The organism is Acinetobacter sp. CY17 (assembly GCF_059515825.1).
In genome coordinates this window covers 121659-138351 of sequence record NZ_JCAKMX010000004.1, presented here as the reverse complement: position 1 = coordinate 138351, position 16693 = coordinate 121659, and the positions used below count along the sequence as shown (strand labels likewise).

The 16693-nt window shown below is 41.9% G+C and carries 12 protein-coding genes and 1 tRNA gene; 10 read left to right on the top strand and 3 right to left on the bottom strand.

Annotated features, from left to right (window positions below; genetic code table 11):
- Positions 1 to 34: 34 nt before the first annotated feature.
- Positions 35 to 448, bottom strand: coding sequence for a hypothetical protein (locus tag AC5YCI_RS04695; protein ID WP_496128136.1), 414 nt, complete (start codon positions 446 to 448; stop codon positions 35 to 37).
- Between the two features lie 166 nt (positions 449 to 614).
- Between AC5YCI_RS04695 and AC5YCI_RS04690 the strand changes: the two genes are divergently transcribed.
- Positions 615 to 691: transfer RNA gene (locus AC5YCI_RS04690), tRNA-Met, on the top strand.
- Between the two features lie 194 nt (positions 692 to 885).
- Here the strand turns inward: AC5YCI_RS04690 and AC5YCI_RS04685 are convergent.
- Entirely contained in the window at positions 886 to 2511 is a 1626-nt protein-coding gene (locus AC5YCI_RS04685) for an NAD+ synthase (protein ID WP_496128137.1), read from the bottom strand.
- Positions 2512 to 2763: 252 nt separating this feature from the next.
- Here AC5YCI_RS04685 and AC5YCI_RS04680 point away from each other — a divergent pair, with 252 nt between their 5' ends.
- On the top strand, positions 2764 to 3249 hold the full coding sequence (locus tag AC5YCI_RS04680; RefSeq protein WP_496128138.1) for a type IV secretion protein Rhs: 486 nt from the start codon (positions 2764 to 2766) through the stop codon (positions 3247 to 3249).
- Positions 3250 to 3298: 49 nt separating this feature from the next.
- Here the strand turns inward: AC5YCI_RS04680 and gltA are convergent, their stop codons facing one another.
- Positions 3299 to 4576 carry a citrate synthase gene (gltA, locus tag AC5YCI_RS04675; protein ID WP_496128139.1) on the bottom strand — a complete coding sequence of 426 codons (1278 nt, stop codon included), beginning with the start codon at positions 4574 to 4576 and terminating at the stop codon, positions 3299 to 3301.
- 1010 nt (positions 4577 to 5586) lie between these two features.
- Here gltA and sdhC point away from each other — a divergent pair.
- The 8 genes from sdhC (at position 5587) to sucC (ending at position 16689) form a co-directional block, all read left to right on the top strand.
- Complete coding sequence (sdhC, locus tag AC5YCI_RS04670) at positions 5587 to 5985, top strand: succinate dehydrogenase, cytochrome b556 subunit (RefSeq protein ID WP_122902215.1); 399 nt, start codon at positions 5587 to 5589, stop codon at positions 5983 to 5985.
- Positions 5985 to 6350: a succinate dehydrogenase, hydrophobic membrane anchor protein gene (gene sdhD / locus AC5YCI_RS04665; protein WP_496128140.1), complete on the top strand. Its 366-nt coding sequence runs from the start codon at positions 5985 to 5987 to the stop codon at positions 6348 to 6350. The genes sdhC and sdhD overlap by 1 nt, the downstream gene beginning before the upstream one ends.
- A 12-nt stretch (positions 6351 to 6362) precedes the next feature.
- Positions 6363 to 8261 (top strand): FAD-binding protein, encoded by a 1899-nt coding sequence (locus AC5YCI_RS04660; RefSeq protein WP_496128141.1) that lies wholly within the window; start codon positions 6363 to 6365, stop codon positions 8259 to 8261.
- Between the two features lie 14 nt (positions 8262 to 8275).
- Positions 8276 to 8986 carry a succinate dehydrogenase iron-sulfur subunit gene (locus tag AC5YCI_RS04655; RefSeq protein WP_496128142.1) on the top strand — a complete coding sequence of 237 codons (711 nt, stop codon included), beginning with the start codon at positions 8276 to 8278 and terminating at the stop codon, positions 8984 to 8986.
- An 812-nt stretch (positions 8987 to 9798) separates the two neighbouring features.
- Entirely contained in the window at positions 9799 to 12618 is a 2820-nt protein-coding gene (locus AC5YCI_RS04650; protein WP_496128525.1) for a 2-oxoglutarate dehydrogenase E1 component, read from the top strand.
- Between the two features lie 18 nt (positions 12619 to 12636).
- The gene (odhB, locus tag AC5YCI_RS04645) at positions 12637 to 13851 is read left to right on the top strand and encodes a 2-oxoglutarate dehydrogenase complex dihydrolipoyllysine-residue succinyltransferase (RefSeq protein ID WP_496128143.1); all 1215 of its coding nucleotides are present in this window, start codon (positions 12637 to 12639) and stop codon (positions 13849 to 13851) included.
- Between the two features lie 60 nt (positions 13852 to 13911).
- Entirely contained in the window at positions 13912 to 15345 is a 1434-nt protein-coding gene (gene lpdA / locus AC5YCI_RS04640; RefSeq protein ID WP_496128144.1) for a dihydrolipoyl dehydrogenase, read from the top strand.
- A gap of 177 nt (positions 15346 to 15522) precedes the next feature.
- Entirely contained in the window at positions 15523 to 16689 is a 1167-nt protein-coding gene (gene sucC / locus AC5YCI_RS04635; protein WP_496128145.1) for an ADP-forming succinate--CoA ligase subunit beta, read from the top strand.
- Positions 16690 to 16693: the final 4 nt, after the last annotated feature.

Below are 16693 nucleotides of genomic sequence, written 5' to 3'. Positions count from 1 at the left end.
AAGACCACATTCACTAATGTGGTCTTTTTTTTGTCTAGAATTTTTCACTGCATTGAACTTGATCAAGCTGAATATTCACATTTTGTTGTAGCGCATACATGGCTTGAAGCTTTGCTTGTAGATCGCTGTTAGCAAATATTTGTTGGTCAACTAAGTCGAGTTTTTTAGGATTGATCTTCTGTGCTGCACAATGACGTCCTACTAAACGTTGTTCTACCAACTGTTGTTGTTCTGGTACAGTCAAACGCTGCCAAGCAGTAATCTTTTGCTGTTGCTTGGCATAGGCCACTAATATTTCACGTTCTTTTAAGCTAAAGCGCCATGAATGATTAATATAACGCGCTACATCCATTCGTACCCCATTATAGTCAGTCACAATCGGCGAAACGAATTGGCAGCCCGTGAGTAAAATTAAACAGATGCTGTTTAAGATAAGAAATTTCATCATGATGTAAACCCAAGTTTTATTAGATTATTTACTTGAAATAGCATGTTTTGCTGGATTTTGCGCAAAAAAATAACAAAGTTACGTTATTTGTTTAAACTGTGAACATTCGTAAATAAAATGCCTTGACCTGAGTGTAAAATATTTACATAATACGCGCACAGTTTACGGCTATGTAGCTCAGTTGGTTAGAGCACCGCACTCATAATGCGGGGGTCACAAGTTCAAGTCTCGTCATAGCCACCATTTTAAAGACCAAGCTCTCAGCTTGGTCTCTTTTTTTGTCTAAAAAATATTGAGCCTTTATGAATGGCGATCATCACTCGGTGAGCAGCTGTTTCATGCATGATTAAGCTATATTTGAGTTTAACCCCCATCTATAAAAAAATCGCCTGCTTCTATAAGCAGGCGATGTTGACGATTTTTATTAAGGCTTCAGTTTAGATGCCGGGCTTCCAACCATTCACGATTGGATAACGACGTTCACGGCTATAAGCACGCGATGAAATACGTGGACCAATTGCACCTTGGCGACGTTTATATTCGCTACGGTCAGTCAGTCGAATCACTTTCTCAACCACTTCACGCTCAAAGCCTTTGGCAATGATATCTTCTTGGCTCATATCTTCTTCAATATAGGCGTAAAGAATTGCATCGAGGATGTCATATGGCGGTAAAGAATCCTGATCTTTTTGATCTGGGCTGAGTTCTGCTGAAGGTGGACGGGTAATCACACGTTCAGGAATCACAGGTGTATCTGCAATGCTGTTACGGTATTTCGCCAATTCAAATACAATGGTTTTATACACGTCTTTGAGTACTGCATAACCACCAACCATATCGCCATATAGAGTGCAATAACCCACAGATAGCTCAGATTTATTGCCTGTAGACAGCACCAAATTACCAAACTTATTAGACAGTGCCATTAATAAGGTACCACGAGAACGTGCTTGTAAGTTCTCTTCTGTGGTATCAGCTTTGGCTTCACCAAAGAATGGGAATAGCGTTTGCATAAAGCTATTCACAATTGGATTGATTTCGGCAATACCAAAGGTTACACCCATAGTTTTGGCTTGTGCTGCAGCATCTTCTACACTGATTTGTGCAGTATACGTATATGGCATCATCACGGCTTGAACTTTATCGGCACCAATGGCGTCTACAGCAATCGCAAGTGTTAAGGCTGAATCAATGCCACCAGATAAGCCTAAGATCACACCAGGGAAGCCTGAACGCTGTACATAGTCACGAGTTGCCATGACCAGGCCTTGGTAAATCTCAGCCATGGTATCAAGCGCTGGGACAATCTCAGCTTGCTTATAGCGTTGTTGATCGGCGTCGTATTCAGCGATATACAGCTGTTCTTGGTAGGTGGCTGCTTGTAGTGCAACTGAGCCATCTTTGTTAATTAAGAAGCTGGTACCATCAAAGATAATGTCATCTTGGCCACCGACTTGGTTTACGTAAACCAAGTTAAGCTGTAATTGCTTAGCCAGCTCCTGCATGGTCAGCACACGGTGCTGTGGTTTACCCACTTCATAAGGTGAAGCATTGAGTACCAATACCGTTTCAACATTAAGCTGTGCCACTTGTTGCACGGTTGGTAAAGCCCAAACGTCTTCACAAATCAGCACACCAAACTTATGACCTAAATATTCAAATACGAGGTGTTGATGACCTTCGTTAAAATAACGTTTTTCATCAAACACGCTGTAGTTAGGTAAGTTTTGTTTGTTGTAAATGCCAAGCACTTGACCATCTTTCATGACAGCTGCTGAGTTATAGCGTTGACCATCTTCAGCTTGATGGACAAAACCAAACACCAAGACAATGTCTTTGACTTCACTTAATGCAGCAAAAGCTTGCTCAGTACGTTTGCTTAGGCTTGGACGTAATAATAAATCTTCTGCAGAATAACCAATGATTGCTAACTCAGGAAAAACAATTAAATCAGCTTTTTGTTGTTTCGCAGCATTGATTTGTTCCAGCATTTTTTGAGTATTGGCTTCGATATTGCCAATATGCGGAGAGAACTGTGCAAGGGCAATGTTAAAATTTTTCATTCCAATAAAATCCTATACCTATCAGGATATGTACATAACTTGAGTTTGTTATTGCTATAAGTCCAAGATTATGTAGAAGTGTTGAACAGCAAAATAAAGTCTTAAAATAAGTAATTTGCGGGTTCTACTATATACGAATTGCTGCACACTGCGTAATGAAATCGTAAAAAAAAGCCCGATACATCCAAAAAAGCCTGTCTTTCTTTGCATAATACGCCTTGTTAGTCAGGTTTAATAATATGTAGGTGCAATATGGCGCAAGCCAAGGGCAAAACCGGATTTGGGCAGTGGTTTATTATCAAGCGTAGAGCATTAACTCAGGGCGAAAAGTGTTTGGCACAGTCGGTCTTTGGCGACAGCTTAAATTTAGAAACAGTAGAAATTGTTGCCCATCGTTTGGTGCTCAAAGATTATGGAGTAAGTCCCAATGGTAAGATTTATTTTAATATTGCCAATTGGTGTGAGGATTTCTCAATACAATCTATAAGCCAGCAAAGCTGGTTAATTCATGAATTAACCCATGTCTGGCAAGTCCAACAAGGGATGCGCGTATTGTTGCGCGCCCTATTTAATCGTAAATACAGTTATGTGTTGCAAGAAGGCAAAGCATTTTTTAAATACGGCATTGAACAACAAGCGCAAATGGTACAAGACTATTTTTTAAGACGTGCCAAAGGTCAAGAATGCAGTGCTTATGAAGCCTGTATTCCTTTTTTAACACGAGCAAAGTTGGCATAAAAAAACCGCCCGAAGGGGCGGTTTTTCAAAATCTTTAATTCTTAAAGAATTAACGACCTTGGATATCGCGTTGCGTTTCGCCAGTGTAAAGCTGACGAGGACGACCGATCTTGTAAGGACCGCTGTGCATTTCTAACCAGTGGCTGATCCAACCAACTGTACGTGCAAGCGCGAAGATTACCGTAAACATTTCTGTTGGGATACCAATCGCTTTTAAGATGATACCTGAGTAGAAGTCTACGTTAGGGTATAAGTTACGCTTGATGAAGTATTCGTCAGATAACGCAATACGTTCAAGTTCCATTGCAAGTGCAAGTTGTGGATCATTGATACCAAGTGCAGTTAACACTTCGTCACAAGTCTCTTTCATTACTTTCGCACGTGGATCGAAGTTTTTGTAAACTCGGTGACCGAAGCCCATCAGTTTAACTTCTTTAGTTTTCACTTTTTCCATGAACGGAGCAACGTTTTCTACAGTGCCGATTTCATCAAGCATCTTAAGAACAGCTTCGTTCGCGCCGCCGTGAGCAGGGCCCCAAAGTGCTGCAATACCCGCTGCGATACATGCATATGGGTTCGCACCAGTAGAACCAGCAAGACGTACAGTCGATGTAGACGCGTTTTGTTCGTGGTCAGCATGAAGCGTGAAGATACGGTCCATTGCTTTTGCAAGAATAGGATCAACTTTGTAGTCACGATCTGCAGGTGTTGCAAACATCATGTACAAGAAGTTTTCCGCATAGCTTAAGTCGTTACGTGGATAAACAAACGGTTGACCGATTGTGTACTTGTACGTCCAAGCCGCTAGAGTCGGTACTTTTGCGATTAAACGGATTGCAGTGATTTCACGGTGATCAACGTTTTCAACGTCAAAACCGTTGTGATAGAACGCAGAAAGCGCGCCTACAACACCACACATAACCGCCATAGGATGCGCGTCACGACGGAAACCGTTGAAGAAGCGACCGACTTGATCATGAACCATTGTATGGTTGCGAACTTTAGCATCGAATGCAGCTTTTTCTTCAGCAGTTGGAAGCTCACCATTTAAAAGTAAGTAGCAAGTTTCTAAGTAGTCAGCTTTAGTTGCCAATTGGTCAATTGGGTAACCACGGTGTAAAAGAATACCTTTACCACCATCAATGAACGTGATTTTAGACTCACAAGCAGCTGTAGAGACAAAACCAGGATCAAAAGTAAAATGACCTGCAGCCAATACATCTTTAACGTCGATTACGTCAGGGCCTAAAGTGCCGCTGTAAATCGGTAATTCAATTTCTTTGCCATCAAGCTGTAATACGGCTTTCTTGCCAGTTACTTCAGACATTCAATTGATCTCCTGTCCTGGTGAATATTAGATCTGACTCATAAACATTTTTAATTAATAGTTGAATCAGACCGGTCAAAAAATTGCTATAAGATTAGAGGGTGTGCAAGTTTTGTCAATTATACTTATGGATAAAAAAATGACATCTCATGCTTGATAGAGTCAAAAATTATGCATATGACAAAACAGGCGATTTACACCGACGCGATATAATAAGTCAAAAACACGCCTTGTGCAGAAAAAATTAAGTCTAATGGCTTAAATTTGGACGATTTTTAATTGGCAAAAGCTCTAGCTATCCCAGCATATATTTCAGCAATAGTGCACTAAAATAGTAGAGTTTTCATAACTTAGGTTGAATGTATTCACTAATATGCATCACTTTTTCTAATCATAAAAAGCACTAAGCCAATACCAAGAAATGAATCGTTTGGCTAAAAAGTAGCTGATCAATATTTAAAATTTGCCTAAAAAACACACTAAATGCTGTACTTGAGTAGGCTGATGTATAACTTTTAATCTAAAACTGTGCTACTTTTTTTTATGTAAAATTAGATAAGTCTCTATTTAATTTGATGATATTGATCATCTGTTTTTTAAATAAATGACCAATATTTTGCTAAAAAATAAAAGCTTGGCGAAGCTTTAGGCTTAAATTTATAATGAAGAGGGGAGTGATTTAAAAGATTTCTCTATCTTTAGTCTAAATGTAATTTTAATATGCTAAAGGCAAAAACGATTAATAAAAAAATGCGATAGTGCTGCAAAACCAATGATATAGCGTAATTTATAGTTAATTCATATTGGTTTTAACTATTTATATCTTTGTTAATGATTCTTATTTAAGGTTTTTTTGGTTAAAACCCGAGTAGCACTGTTTGTATTTTAATAGTCGACGTTTTATAATTCGATGTCGTTTTAAGTTTAGGCACTTATGATAAATGCCTAAAAATGCCAGCTTTCCTTCGAATTAATTCCAACAAACTCCGGATGGAGTTTTTACTTACAGGATGCCCGCTGTGAAAAGCAACAGACCTGTCAATTTGTCCATGGGTCAAGTTTTAGACGTAAACTTAAAATCCCCTGTGGCTATTGCATCAATTCTACACCGTCTTTCTGGTGTCATCGTATTTTTACTCGTTCCGGTACTTTTATGGATTTTAGACAAGTCATTGTCTTCTCCTGAAGGTTTTGCGCAAGTTCAAGACATCATGTCTGGTTTTGTCGTGCGCTTTATCGTATGGGTATTTGTAGCCGGCTTAATTTACCACTTCATTGCAGGTATTAAGCATTTACTTGCTGACCAAGGTATTGCAGAAGAACTGCAAAGCGGTCGCACAGCAGCTACTATCGCATTAATCTTGTCTGCAATCGGTATCGTTGCGTCATTTGTATGGATCGTACTCTAATGAAAAGTGCTACTGGTTTAACAGGTTCAGGTTCTCGTGATTGGTTTCTGCAACGTGTAAGTGCTGTCGTTTTAGCGGTTTACACAGTTGTGGTATTTGGTTGGATCCTATGTAATGGTGATTTCAGCTTTGATCAATGGTATGGCTTTATGATGACCACACCAATGAAGATTATGTCTTTATTGGCCGTCTTATCTTTAGTTGCACATGCTTGGATTGGTATGTGGCAAGTGTTCACGGATTACGTGACAACTCGCGCAATGGGTCCTGTAGCAAATGGTTTACGCCTCGTATTAACTTCGGCGGTAATCATTGCTGTATTTGCATATGCAATTTGGGCAATCCAGATTTTTTGGGCGAATTGATAGGAAACAATCATGGGCGCTATAACCCCTAAAGAAGATTACACAAATATTCCACACCAAACTTTCGATGCAGTCATCGTTGGTGGTGGTGGTTCTGGTATGCGCGCATCTTACCAACTTGCTCAAGCAGGTTTAAAAGTTGCGGTACTAACGAAAGTATTCCCAACACGTTCACACACTGTAGCAGCGCAGGGCGGTATTGGTGCATCTCTTGGTAACATGCAAGAAGATAACTGGCACTACCACTTCTACGACACTGTAAAAGGTTCGGACTGGTTAGGTGACCAAGACGCAATCGAGTTTATGACTCGCGAAGCGCCACAAGTGGTTTATGAGCTTGAACACTTAGGTATGCCATTTGACCGTAACGCTGACGGTACGATTTACCAACGTCCGTTTGGTGGTCACTCAGCAAACTACGGTGAAAAAGCAGTGCCACGTGCATGTGCTGCTGCCGACCGTACAGGTCACGCGCTTCTTCATACGCTTTACCAAGGCAACGTGAAAATGGGTACGCAATTCTTCGTAGAATGGATTGCACTTGACCTTATTCGTAACGAAGCAGGCGACGTACTCGGCGTAACCGCAATTGACCAAGAAACAGGTAAAATTGCAGTATTCCAAGCGAAAGCAACATTGTTTGCTACAGGTGGTGCGGGCCGTGTTTACCGTGCATCTACAAACGCATATATCAACACTGGTGACGGTCTTGGTATGGCAGCTCGTGCGGGTATTCCATTACAAGATATGGAATTCTGGCAATTCCACCCAACAGGTGTTGCGGGCGCCGGCGTATTGTTGACTGAAGGTTGTCGTGGTGAAGGTGCTATCCTTCGTAACAAAGACGGCGAACCGTTCATGGAACGTTATGCACCAACTTTAAAAGACTTGGCACCACGTGACTTCGTATCACGTTCTATGGACCAAGAGATTAAAGAAGGCCGTGGTTGTGGTCCTAAAGGCGATTACATCTTACTTGATATGACGCACTTGGGTGCGGATACGATCATGAAACGTCTTCCATCTGTATTTGAGATTGGTAAGAAGTTCGCAAACGTTGACATCACTAAAGAACCAATTCCTGTAGTACCAACAATCCATTACCAAATGGGTGGTATTCCAACGAATATTCATGGTCAAGTGGTTGTACCTGAAACTCGTGAAACTGAAGCGTTAGTTGCACACTACGACAAAGATAAAGATGTTTACTCTACCAATGCAGAAGGTCGTAACTTCACTAAACCAGTGAAAGGCTTCTATGCAATTGGTGAATGTTCATGTGTATCTGTACACGGTGCAAACCGTTTAGGTACCAACTCTCTGCTTGACTTAGTGGTATTTGGTAAAGCTGCGGGTGAACACATCATTGACTACGTGACTAAACACCACGGTGATGAGTATGCGCCACTTCCTACCACTGTGCTTGAGCAAACTGTTGCACGTATTCGTAAATTAGATGAATCTACAACAGGTGAAAATGCACAAGACGTTGCGGATGCGATTCGTGACATCGTTCAAGACCACGCTGGCGTATTCCGTACATCAGAACTTCTTGAAAAAGGCGTAAAAGAAATTCTTGCGATTGAGCCACGTGTTCGTAATATCCACTTAAAAGACAAATCTAAAGTCTTCAACACTGCACGTATTGAAGCGCTAGAAGTGGAAAACTTATACGAAGTTGCTAAAGCGACGCTTATTTCTGCGGCTGCTCGTAAAGAATGTCGTGGTGCGCATACGGTTGTAGACTTCGAGTTACCACCAGATCACCCATCTTATCCTTACGGCCGTCGTGATGATGAGTGGATGAAGCATACATTATGGTTCTCTGCAGACAACCGTCTTGAGTACAAACCAGTACGTTACCGTCCATTATCAGTGGATGCTATTCCACCGAAACCACGTACATTCTAATTAGGAGAGTTGAGATGAGTAGAGGTACTCGTACATTTAATATCTACCGCTACGATCCTGATAAGGATAAAGCACCGTACATGCAAACGTTTAAACTAGAGTTGACTGATAAGCACCGTATGTTGCTTGATGCGCTTTTAGCTTTAAAAGTACAAGACGAATCATTAACGTTCCGTCGTTCGTGCCGTGAAGGTATTTGTGGTTCTGATGGTGTAAACATTAACGGTAAAAATGGTTTAGCGTGTCTTTGGAACCTAAACGACTTACCAGAAGTGATTACCATTCGTCCATTACCAGGTCTTCCAGTAATTAAAGACTTGGTGGTAGATATGAATCAGTTCTACGATCAGTACAACAAGATCCATCCGTTCCTGATCAACAACCAACCTGCACCACCGAAAGAGCGTTTACAGTCTCCTGAAGAGCGTGAACACTTAGATGGTCTATACGAATGTATTCTGTGTGCATGTTGTTCAACATCATGCCCATCATTCTGGTGGAACCCAGACAAATTCTTGGGTCCTTCAGCATTGTTAAATGCATACCGTTTCATCATCGATTCGCGTGATACAGCAACGCAAGAGCGTTTGGCTCGTCTTGACGACCCATTCTCTTTATTCCGTTGTAAAGGCATCATGAACTGTGTGTCTGTATGTCCTAAGGGTCTAAACCCAACGAAGGCCATCGGTCACATCCGTAGCATGTTGTTAGACAACGCAGGTTAATTCTGCCACGTCAAAAAAAAGCACACCAAAAGGTGTGCTTTTTTTATATCTAAATGCTGTATAACAGTATCATTATTTTTGATCCATTTAACTTATTCAAGACTAAGACAAATATGGAGCTCAAAATAGGATATTGTTTATTTTTTGCGCTGACTCGCAATCCGGTTAAGGAATTTGTTTATTTGAGGCTACAAAGCGTTCGCTCGTGCTACACAGACGGCATTAAAATGTTATCATATAACGGTAACGGTAACGGTAACGGTAACGGTAACGGTAATGGCAAAGGGCAGATTGGAACAAGATGCTCTTTTTTGTTATCTAGTCTTTGGACTTTGGTCTACATCGAATGTTTACCTCAGATTCGATCGCATACGTTACAATATACTGACTATTTAGTAGCTTGATGCTGGCTATAGCTGAAAAAAATTAATCCAAAATCAGCTTCATGTTAGGATTAAAAGGCTGTTACATATAGAAAATTGGTGTTGGATACATACATTTTTTCTACAGTTAAACTGTTAAAATGGCGTATAAATACACTGTAGAAACCGCCTTAGCCAAGTAAACTCAAGCAGGTTTATTTTGCTAAGTCGATTTGCAAAAAATTGCTCGGTTTTGCCGGGTATGTGATGAGTGATGATGCCGCTGAGGGGCGTTATGATTCATTATTTACGTTATTGTAACGTAGTGATAACGCCTCATGGCTGATGTCCAATGGGGACTAATGTCATGCCACCAATTTGACATTATCAATCATGGGTTTGCTGAATAAGCATCCTGAAATGTTTTTGCAATAGGAAATGGGTCCACAAATGCAAGAAGTTGCTGACGCTCTGCGTCTTGACACTGAACTTTCCGCTGACAGTGCAGCGTATATTGAAGAACTTTACGAACATTATTTAGCGTCACCAGATTCAGTTGGTGCTGACTGGCGCGCTTACTTCGATAAATTCCCTAAAGGTGATCAACCACATAGCAATGTACGTGAGCAATTCCTACTTTTAGGTCGCAATTCAAGCCGTGTACAGCCTGTGGTTCAAAGCGCAGTGAGTTCTGAGCATGAGCGTCGTCAAATTGGCGTTCTGCAACTTATTGCTGCTTACCGTAACCGCGGTCACCAAAAAGCCAAACTTGATCCACTAGGTCTTGCAAAACGTGAACAAGCGTTTGATTTAGAATTAGACGCACACGGTTTAACCAAATCTGACCTTGATACTGTGTTTAACACAGGTAATCTTGCGATTGGTAAAGAAGAAGCAACCCTTGCTGAAATCATTGCTGCATTAGAAGCAACTTACTGTGCAACAGTAGGTACTGAATACATGCACATTGTTGACACCAAAGAGAAACGTTGGATTCAACAACGTCTTGAAAGTGCACGTGGTCAATTTAGCTTTACTGCAGATGAGAAAAAACACGTTTTAGAGCGTTTAACTGCAGCTGAAGGCTTAGAAAAATATCTAGGTAATAAATTCGTTGGTGCAAAACGCTTTGGTGTGGAAGGTGGTGAATCTTTCATTCCTATGGTGGATGCCGTAATTCAACGTGCAGGTTCTGTAGGTTGTAAAGAAGTTGTGATCGGTATGCCTCACCGCGGCCGTTTAAACCTTCTTGTAAACATCATGGGTAAAAACCCAGCAGATCTTTTTGGTGAGTTCGAAGGTAAATCACTGCATAAGAAAGGTTCTGGTGACGTTAAATACCACCAAGGTTTCTCATCTAACGTGATGACTGCAGGTGGCGAAGTTCACTTAGCACTTGCGTTTAACCCGTCGCACTTAGAAATCGTTGGACCTGTAGTTGAAGGTTCGGTACGTGCGCGCCAAGTACGTCGTAAAGACATTGGCGGTGATGATGTATTACCAATCATCGTTCACGGTGATGCTGCATTTGCAGGTCAAGGTGTCAACCAAGAAACCTTCCAAATGTCACAAACGCGTGGTTATACGGTAGGTGGTACAGTTCACATTGTAGTGAACAACCAAGTTGGTTTCACAACTTCTGATCCACGTGATGCGCGTTCTACAGAATACTGTACTGATATCGCGAAAATGATCCAAGCACCGATCTTCCATGTGAACGGTGATGATCCTGAAGCGGTATTGTTTGTTGCACAACTTGCGCATGATTTCCGTCATACCTTCCGCAAAGACGTTGTGATTGACATGTTCTGTTACCGTCGTCGTGGTCATAACGAAGCCGATGAACCTGCTGCAACTCAGCCATTAATGTACCAAGTGATCAACAAAAAGACCACAACACGTACTTTATATGCAGATAAGCTTGTTCAAGAAGGTGTTCTTGATCGTGCTGCAGCAGACCAAATGGTTGAAGACTACCGTTCTGATTTAGAAGCTGGTAAGCACGTTGCCAATGCATTGGTATTAGAACCAAACAAAAAAATGTTTGTAGATTGGACACCTTACTTGGGTCATGACTACACAGACGTTTGGGATACTACTTTCCCAGTTGAGCGTTTAAAAGAGCTTGGCGAAGGCATGCGTAAACTTCCAGAAGGTTTCGTGATGCAACGTCAGGTGTCAAAAGTGATTGACGACCGTCTGAAAATGCAAACTGGCGAAATGCCTTTAAACTGGGGTGCTGCGGAAACTTTAGCTTACGCAACATTACTTGATGAAGGTTACTTGGTTCGTATTACAGGTGAAGACGTGGGTCGTGGTACATTCTCACACCGTCACGCGAAACTTCATAACCAAGTGGATGGCGAAACTTACATTCCACTTTGCCATGTGAAAGAAAATCAACCACGTTTTGCATTGTACGACTCACTTCTTTCTGAAATGGCTGTACTTGCATTCGAATATGGTTATGCAACGACTATTCCTCACGGTTTAATCATTTGGGAAGCGCAATTTGGTGACTTCGCAAACTGTGCGCAGGTTGTAATTGACCAATTCATCTCATCTGGCGAAACCAAATGGGAACGTGTGTGTGGTTTAACCATGCTTCTTCCACACGGCTTTGAAGGTCAAGGTCCAGAGCATTCATCTGCACGTTTAGAACGTTTCTTACAGCTATGTGCTGAAGACAACATGCAAGTGATCACACCAACGACACCAGCGCAGATTTTCCATGCATTACGTCGTCAAGCGATCCGTCCAATTCGTAAGCCACTCATCGTAACTTCACCGAAGTCTTTACTTCGTCACAAGTTAGCAACATCTAATCTTGATGAGCTTGCAACGGGTACTTTCCAAACTGTGATCGACGAAATCGACAACATCAACAAAGCTGACGTAACACGCGTTGTATTGTGTGGTGGTAAGGTTTACTACGATTTACTGGAAAAACGTCGTGAAAAAGAATTGAACAATACTGCGATTGTCCGTATTGAACAATTATATCCGTACCCAGAAGCGCGTTTAGCGGAAGTTCTTGCTCAATATCCAAATGTTACGGAACTTGTTTGGGCACAAGAAGAGCCGAAAAACCAAGGTGCTTGGTTATTCATTGCACCGCGTTTATATGAAGGCTTAATGACTTCAGGTAAACAAATCAAGTTAAGTTACGCAGGCCGTGAAGCTTCTGCTGCACCGGCATGTGGTTCACCATACTTACATGCAAAACAACAAGCTCAGCTCGTAAATGAAGCTTTAGCGATCGTAGAATAATCAGGAGATTCTAAAATCATGGCAACCGAAATTAAAGCACCTGTATTCCCAGAATCAGTTGCAGACGGCACAATCGCAACTTGGCACAAACAACCAGGTGAAGCAGTATCACGTGATGAAGTGATCTGTGACATTGAAACAGATAAAGTTGTATTAGAAGTTGTGGCTCCTGCCGACGGTACGATTGCACAAATCATTAAAAATGAAGGTGACACAGTACTTTCATCTGAAGTGATTGCTCAGTTTGAAGAAGGCGCGGTATCTGGCGCTGCACAAACTCAAGCAGTTCAATCTGAAGAGAAAGTTGAACAAGCTGCAGCGAATACTGAAGCAGGTAATGCGCCAATCGTTGAACGTGCGCAAGTTCAAGACCAAGCACCTGCTGTACGTAAAGCCTTAACTGAAACTGGCGTAAATGCTGCTGACGTTGCAGGCACTGGCCGTGGCGGTCGTATTACTAAAGAAGACGTTGCTAACCATCAAGCGAAACCAGCGGCTCCTGCTGCTCAACCTTTAAGCGTTGCTGTAGGTGAGCGTATCGAAAAACGTGTTCCAATGACACGTCTTCGTAAGCGTGTTGCTGAACGTTTACTTGCGGCTACGCAAGAAACTGCAATGTTAACGACGTTTAACGAAGTGAACATGAAACCAATCATGGAAATGCGTAACCAATACAAAGACGCATTTGAAAAACGCCATGGTGCACGTTTAGGCTTCATGTCATTCTTTGTTAAAGCGGCAACTGAAGCACTTAAACGCTACCCAGCGGTAAATGCATCAATTGATGGCGACGACATCGTATATCACGGTTACTATGACATCGGTGTTGCTGTATCTTCTGAGCGTGGCTTAGTAGTGCCTGTATTACGTGATACAGACCGTATGAACTATGCTGAAGTTGAAAATGGTATTCGTGCATATGCTGGTAAAGCGCGTGACGGTAAATTAGGTATCGAAGATATGACTGGCGGTACATTTACCATTACTAATGGTGGTACTTTCGGTTCACTTCTGTCTACACCAATCTTGAACACACCACAAACAGCGATTTTGGGTATGCATAAAATCCAAGAGCGCCCAATGGCAGTAAATGGTCAAGTAGAAATCTTACCAATGATGTATTTAGCACTTTCTTATGACCACCGTTTAATCGATGGTAAAGAAGCGGTAGGTTTCTTAGTAACAATCAAAGAATTGTTAGAAGAACCAGCTCGTCTAATCCTTGACCTTTAATTTTAAAGAATAAATCCATGGGCTTAGAGTGATCCTCTAAGCCCATTTTTGGAGAGAATAATGTCTCAACAATTCGATTTAGTTGTAATCGGTGGTGGCCCAGGTGGCTACGAAGCTGCAATTCGTGCTGCACAACTTGGTTTCAAAGTTGCGTGTATCGAAAAACGTATTCATAAAGGCGAGCCATCCTTAGGTGGTACATGCTTAAACGTGGGTTGTATCCCATCTAAAGCATTGCTTGATTCTTCTCACCGTTATGAAGATACAGTGCATCACTTAGATGACCACGGGATCACGACGGGTGAAGTGAAGTTTGATTTGACTAAGCTTCTTGCGCGCAAAGATAAAATCGTGAACCAATTGACTAAAGGTATCGATGGCCTATTAAAAGGTAACGGTATCGAATGGTTAAAAGGTACAGGTAAGTTACTTGCGGGTAAAAAAGTTGAGTTTGTATCGCACGAAGGCGAAACTCAAATTTTAGAGCCTAAGTACGTGATTCTTGCGACAGGTTCTGTGCCTGTAAATATTCCAGTTGCTCCTGTTGATCAAGACATCATTGTTGATTCAACTGGCGCACTTGAATTCCAAGAAGTACCTAAGCGTTTAGGCGTAATTGGTGCGGGCGTAATTGGTCTTGAACTTGGTTCAGTATGGCGTCGTTTGGGTGCAGAAGTTGTTGTATTTGAAGCAATGGATGCATTCTTACCAATGGCTGATAAAGCATTGGCAAAAGACTACCAAAAAGTACTTGGCAAGCAAGGTCTTGATATCCGTGTTGGCGCTAAAGTTGCTGGTACAGAAATCAACGGCCGTGAAGTGACTGTGAAATATACACAAGGCGGCGAAGACAAAACTCAAACTTTCGACAAATTGATCGTTTGTGTGGGTCGTCGTGCTTATGCTGAAGGCTTATTGGCTGAAGATTGTGGTATTAAACTCACTGAACGTGGTTTGGTTGAAGTCAACGATTGGTGTGCAACGTCTGTAGACGGCGTATACGCAATTGGTGACTTAGTTCGTGGTCCAATGCTTGCGCATAAAGCAATGGAAGAAGGCGTCATGGCAGTTGAACGTATTCACGGTCATGCTGCACAAGTCAACTACGACACCATTATTTCTGTAATTTACACACACCCAGAAGCGGCGTGGGTAGGTTTAACAGAACAGCAAGCCATCGAGAAAGGCCACGAAGTGAAGACGGGTCAATTCGGTTTTGCTGCCAACGGTCGTGCTATGGCGGCTGGCGAAAATGCTGGTTTCGTGAAGTTTGTTGCTGATGCGAAAACAGATCGTTTACTTGGTATGCACGTGATTGGACCTGCTGCGTCTGATATCGTTCACCAAGGTATGATTGCGCTTGAATTTGTATCATCTGTTGAAGATCTTCAGTTGATGACATTTGGTCATCCAACATTCTCTGAAGTTGTGCATGAAGCAGCTTTAGCGGTAGATGGCCGTGCGATTCATGCGATTCAGCGTAAACGTAAATAATCTTTTTTAAGATTATGCCAAGAGAGCAGCATCCGCTGCTCTTTTTTTATGCCAAAAGGTTGTGTTTGGATGATTTATCATCTAAAAATAAGACTGCAAAAAATGCTTTATAGACAGTTCGACGGATGTTTGCCCTATAAAGCCAAAATATAAGATCAATAAATCAAAGGTTGTTGCATGAACTTACACGAGTATCAAGCTAAAACGCTATTAAAAAAATATGGTATGCCAGTTCAGGAAGGTATTGTCGTAGAAACTGAACAAGCAGCGCGCGAGGCGTTTAAACAACTAGGCGGCAAGTTTGCGGTGATGAAAGCCCAAGTGCATGCCGGTGGGCGTGGCAAAGCAGGTGGTGTCAAAGTGGTGAAATCAGCTGATGAAGCTGCTGACTATGCCAAGAATTTATTGGGTACGCGTTTAGTGACCTATCAAACCGATAGTTTGGGACAACCTGTTCATCAAATCTTAGTGTGTGAAGATGTTTATCCTGTTGAGCGCGAACTATATTTAGGTGCAGTGGTGGATCGTTCTAGCCGCCGTGTGACTTTTATGGCCTCTACTGAAGGTGGCGTGGAAATTGAAAAAGTCGCTGAAGAAAGCCCAGAAAAAATTGTTAAAGTTGAAGTCGATCCATTGGTGGGGCTACAACCATTTCAGGCGCGTGAAGTTGCCTTTGCTTTAAAACTTAAAAATGAACAGATCAACCAGTTCGTCACCATCATGACTGGCGCATATCAAGCTTTTGTTGACAACGATTTTGCTTTATTTGAAATTAATCCATTATCGATTCGTGAAAACGGACAAATTTTATGCGTTGATGCCAAAATTGGCATTGATTCCAATGCTTTATACCGTTTGCCAGAAATTGCTGCACTACGTGATAAATCGCAAGAAAATGAGCGTGAATTACGTGCCTCAGAACATGACCTTAACTATGTGGCTTTAGAGGGTAATATTGGTTGTATGGTCAATGGTGCAGGCCTTGCTATGGCGACCATGGACATTATTAAATTATATGGTGGTCAACCAGCCAATTTCCTCGATGTGGGGGGCGGAGCGACGAAAGAGCGCGTGATTGAAGCCTTTAAAATTATTTTGGCAGATACCTCTGTGCAAGCTGTACTGATTAATATTTTTGGTGGCATTGTTCGTTGTGACATGATTGCCGAAGCGATTATTGCAGCAGTACGTGAAGTGGATGTGACGATTCCTGTAGTGGTACGTTTAGAAGGCAATAATGCCGAATTAGGCGCCAAATTGTTAGATGAATCAGGTTTAAAACTGATTTCAGCCCAAGGTCTAGCCGATGCAGCAGAAAAAGTTGTCGCTGCGGTACAAGCATAAGGAG

What these genes read in the sequence shown, in the direction of transcription:
- AC5YCI_RS04695 (WP_496128136.1), bottom strand. Translation starts at nt 448, where the DNA reads ATGATGAAATTTCTTATCTTAAACAGCATCTGTTTAATTTTACTCACG.
- AC5YCI_RS04685 (WP_496128137.1), bottom strand. Translation starts at nt 2,511, where the DNA reads ATGAAAAATTTTAACATTGCCCTTGCACAGTTCTCTCCGCATATTGGC.
- AC5YCI_RS04680 (WP_496128138.1), top strand. Translation starts at nt 2,764, where the DNA reads ATGGCGCAAGCCAAGGGCAAAACCGGATTTGGGCAGTGGTTTATTATC.
- gltA (WP_496128139.1), bottom strand. Translation starts at nt 4,576, where the DNA reads ATGTCTGAAGTAACTGGCAAGAAAGCCGTATTACAGCTTGATGGCAAA.
- sdhC (WP_122902215.1), top strand. Translation starts at nt 5,587, where the DNA reads ATGCCCGCTGTGAAAAGCAACAGACCTGTCAATTTGTCCATGGGTCAA.
- sdhD (WP_496128140.1), top strand. Translation starts at nt 5,985, where the DNA reads ATGAAAAGTGCTACTGGTTTAACAGGTTCAGGTTCTCGTGATTGGTTT.
- AC5YCI_RS04660 (WP_496128141.1), top strand. Translation starts at nt 6,363, where the DNA reads ATGGGCGCTATAACCCCTAAAGAAGATTACACAAATATTCCACACCAA.
- AC5YCI_RS04655 (WP_496128142.1), top strand. Translation starts at nt 8,276, where the DNA reads ATGAGTAGAGGTACTCGTACATTTAATATCTACCGCTACGATCCTGAT.
- AC5YCI_RS04650 (WP_496128525.1), top strand. Translation starts at nt 9,799, where the DNA reads ATGCAAGAAGTTGCTGACGCTCTGCGTCTTGACACTGAACTTTCCGCT.
- odhB (WP_496128143.1), top strand. Translation starts at nt 12,637, where the DNA reads ATGGCAACCGAAATTAAAGCACCTGTATTCCCAGAATCAGTTGCAGAC.
- lpdA (WP_496128144.1), top strand. Translation starts at nt 13,912, where the DNA reads ATGTCTCAACAATTCGATTTAGTTGTAATCGGTGGTGGCCCAGGTGGC.
- sucC (WP_496128145.1), top strand. Translation starts at nt 15,523, where the DNA reads ATGAACTTACACGAGTATCAAGCTAAAACGCTATTAAAAAAATATGGT.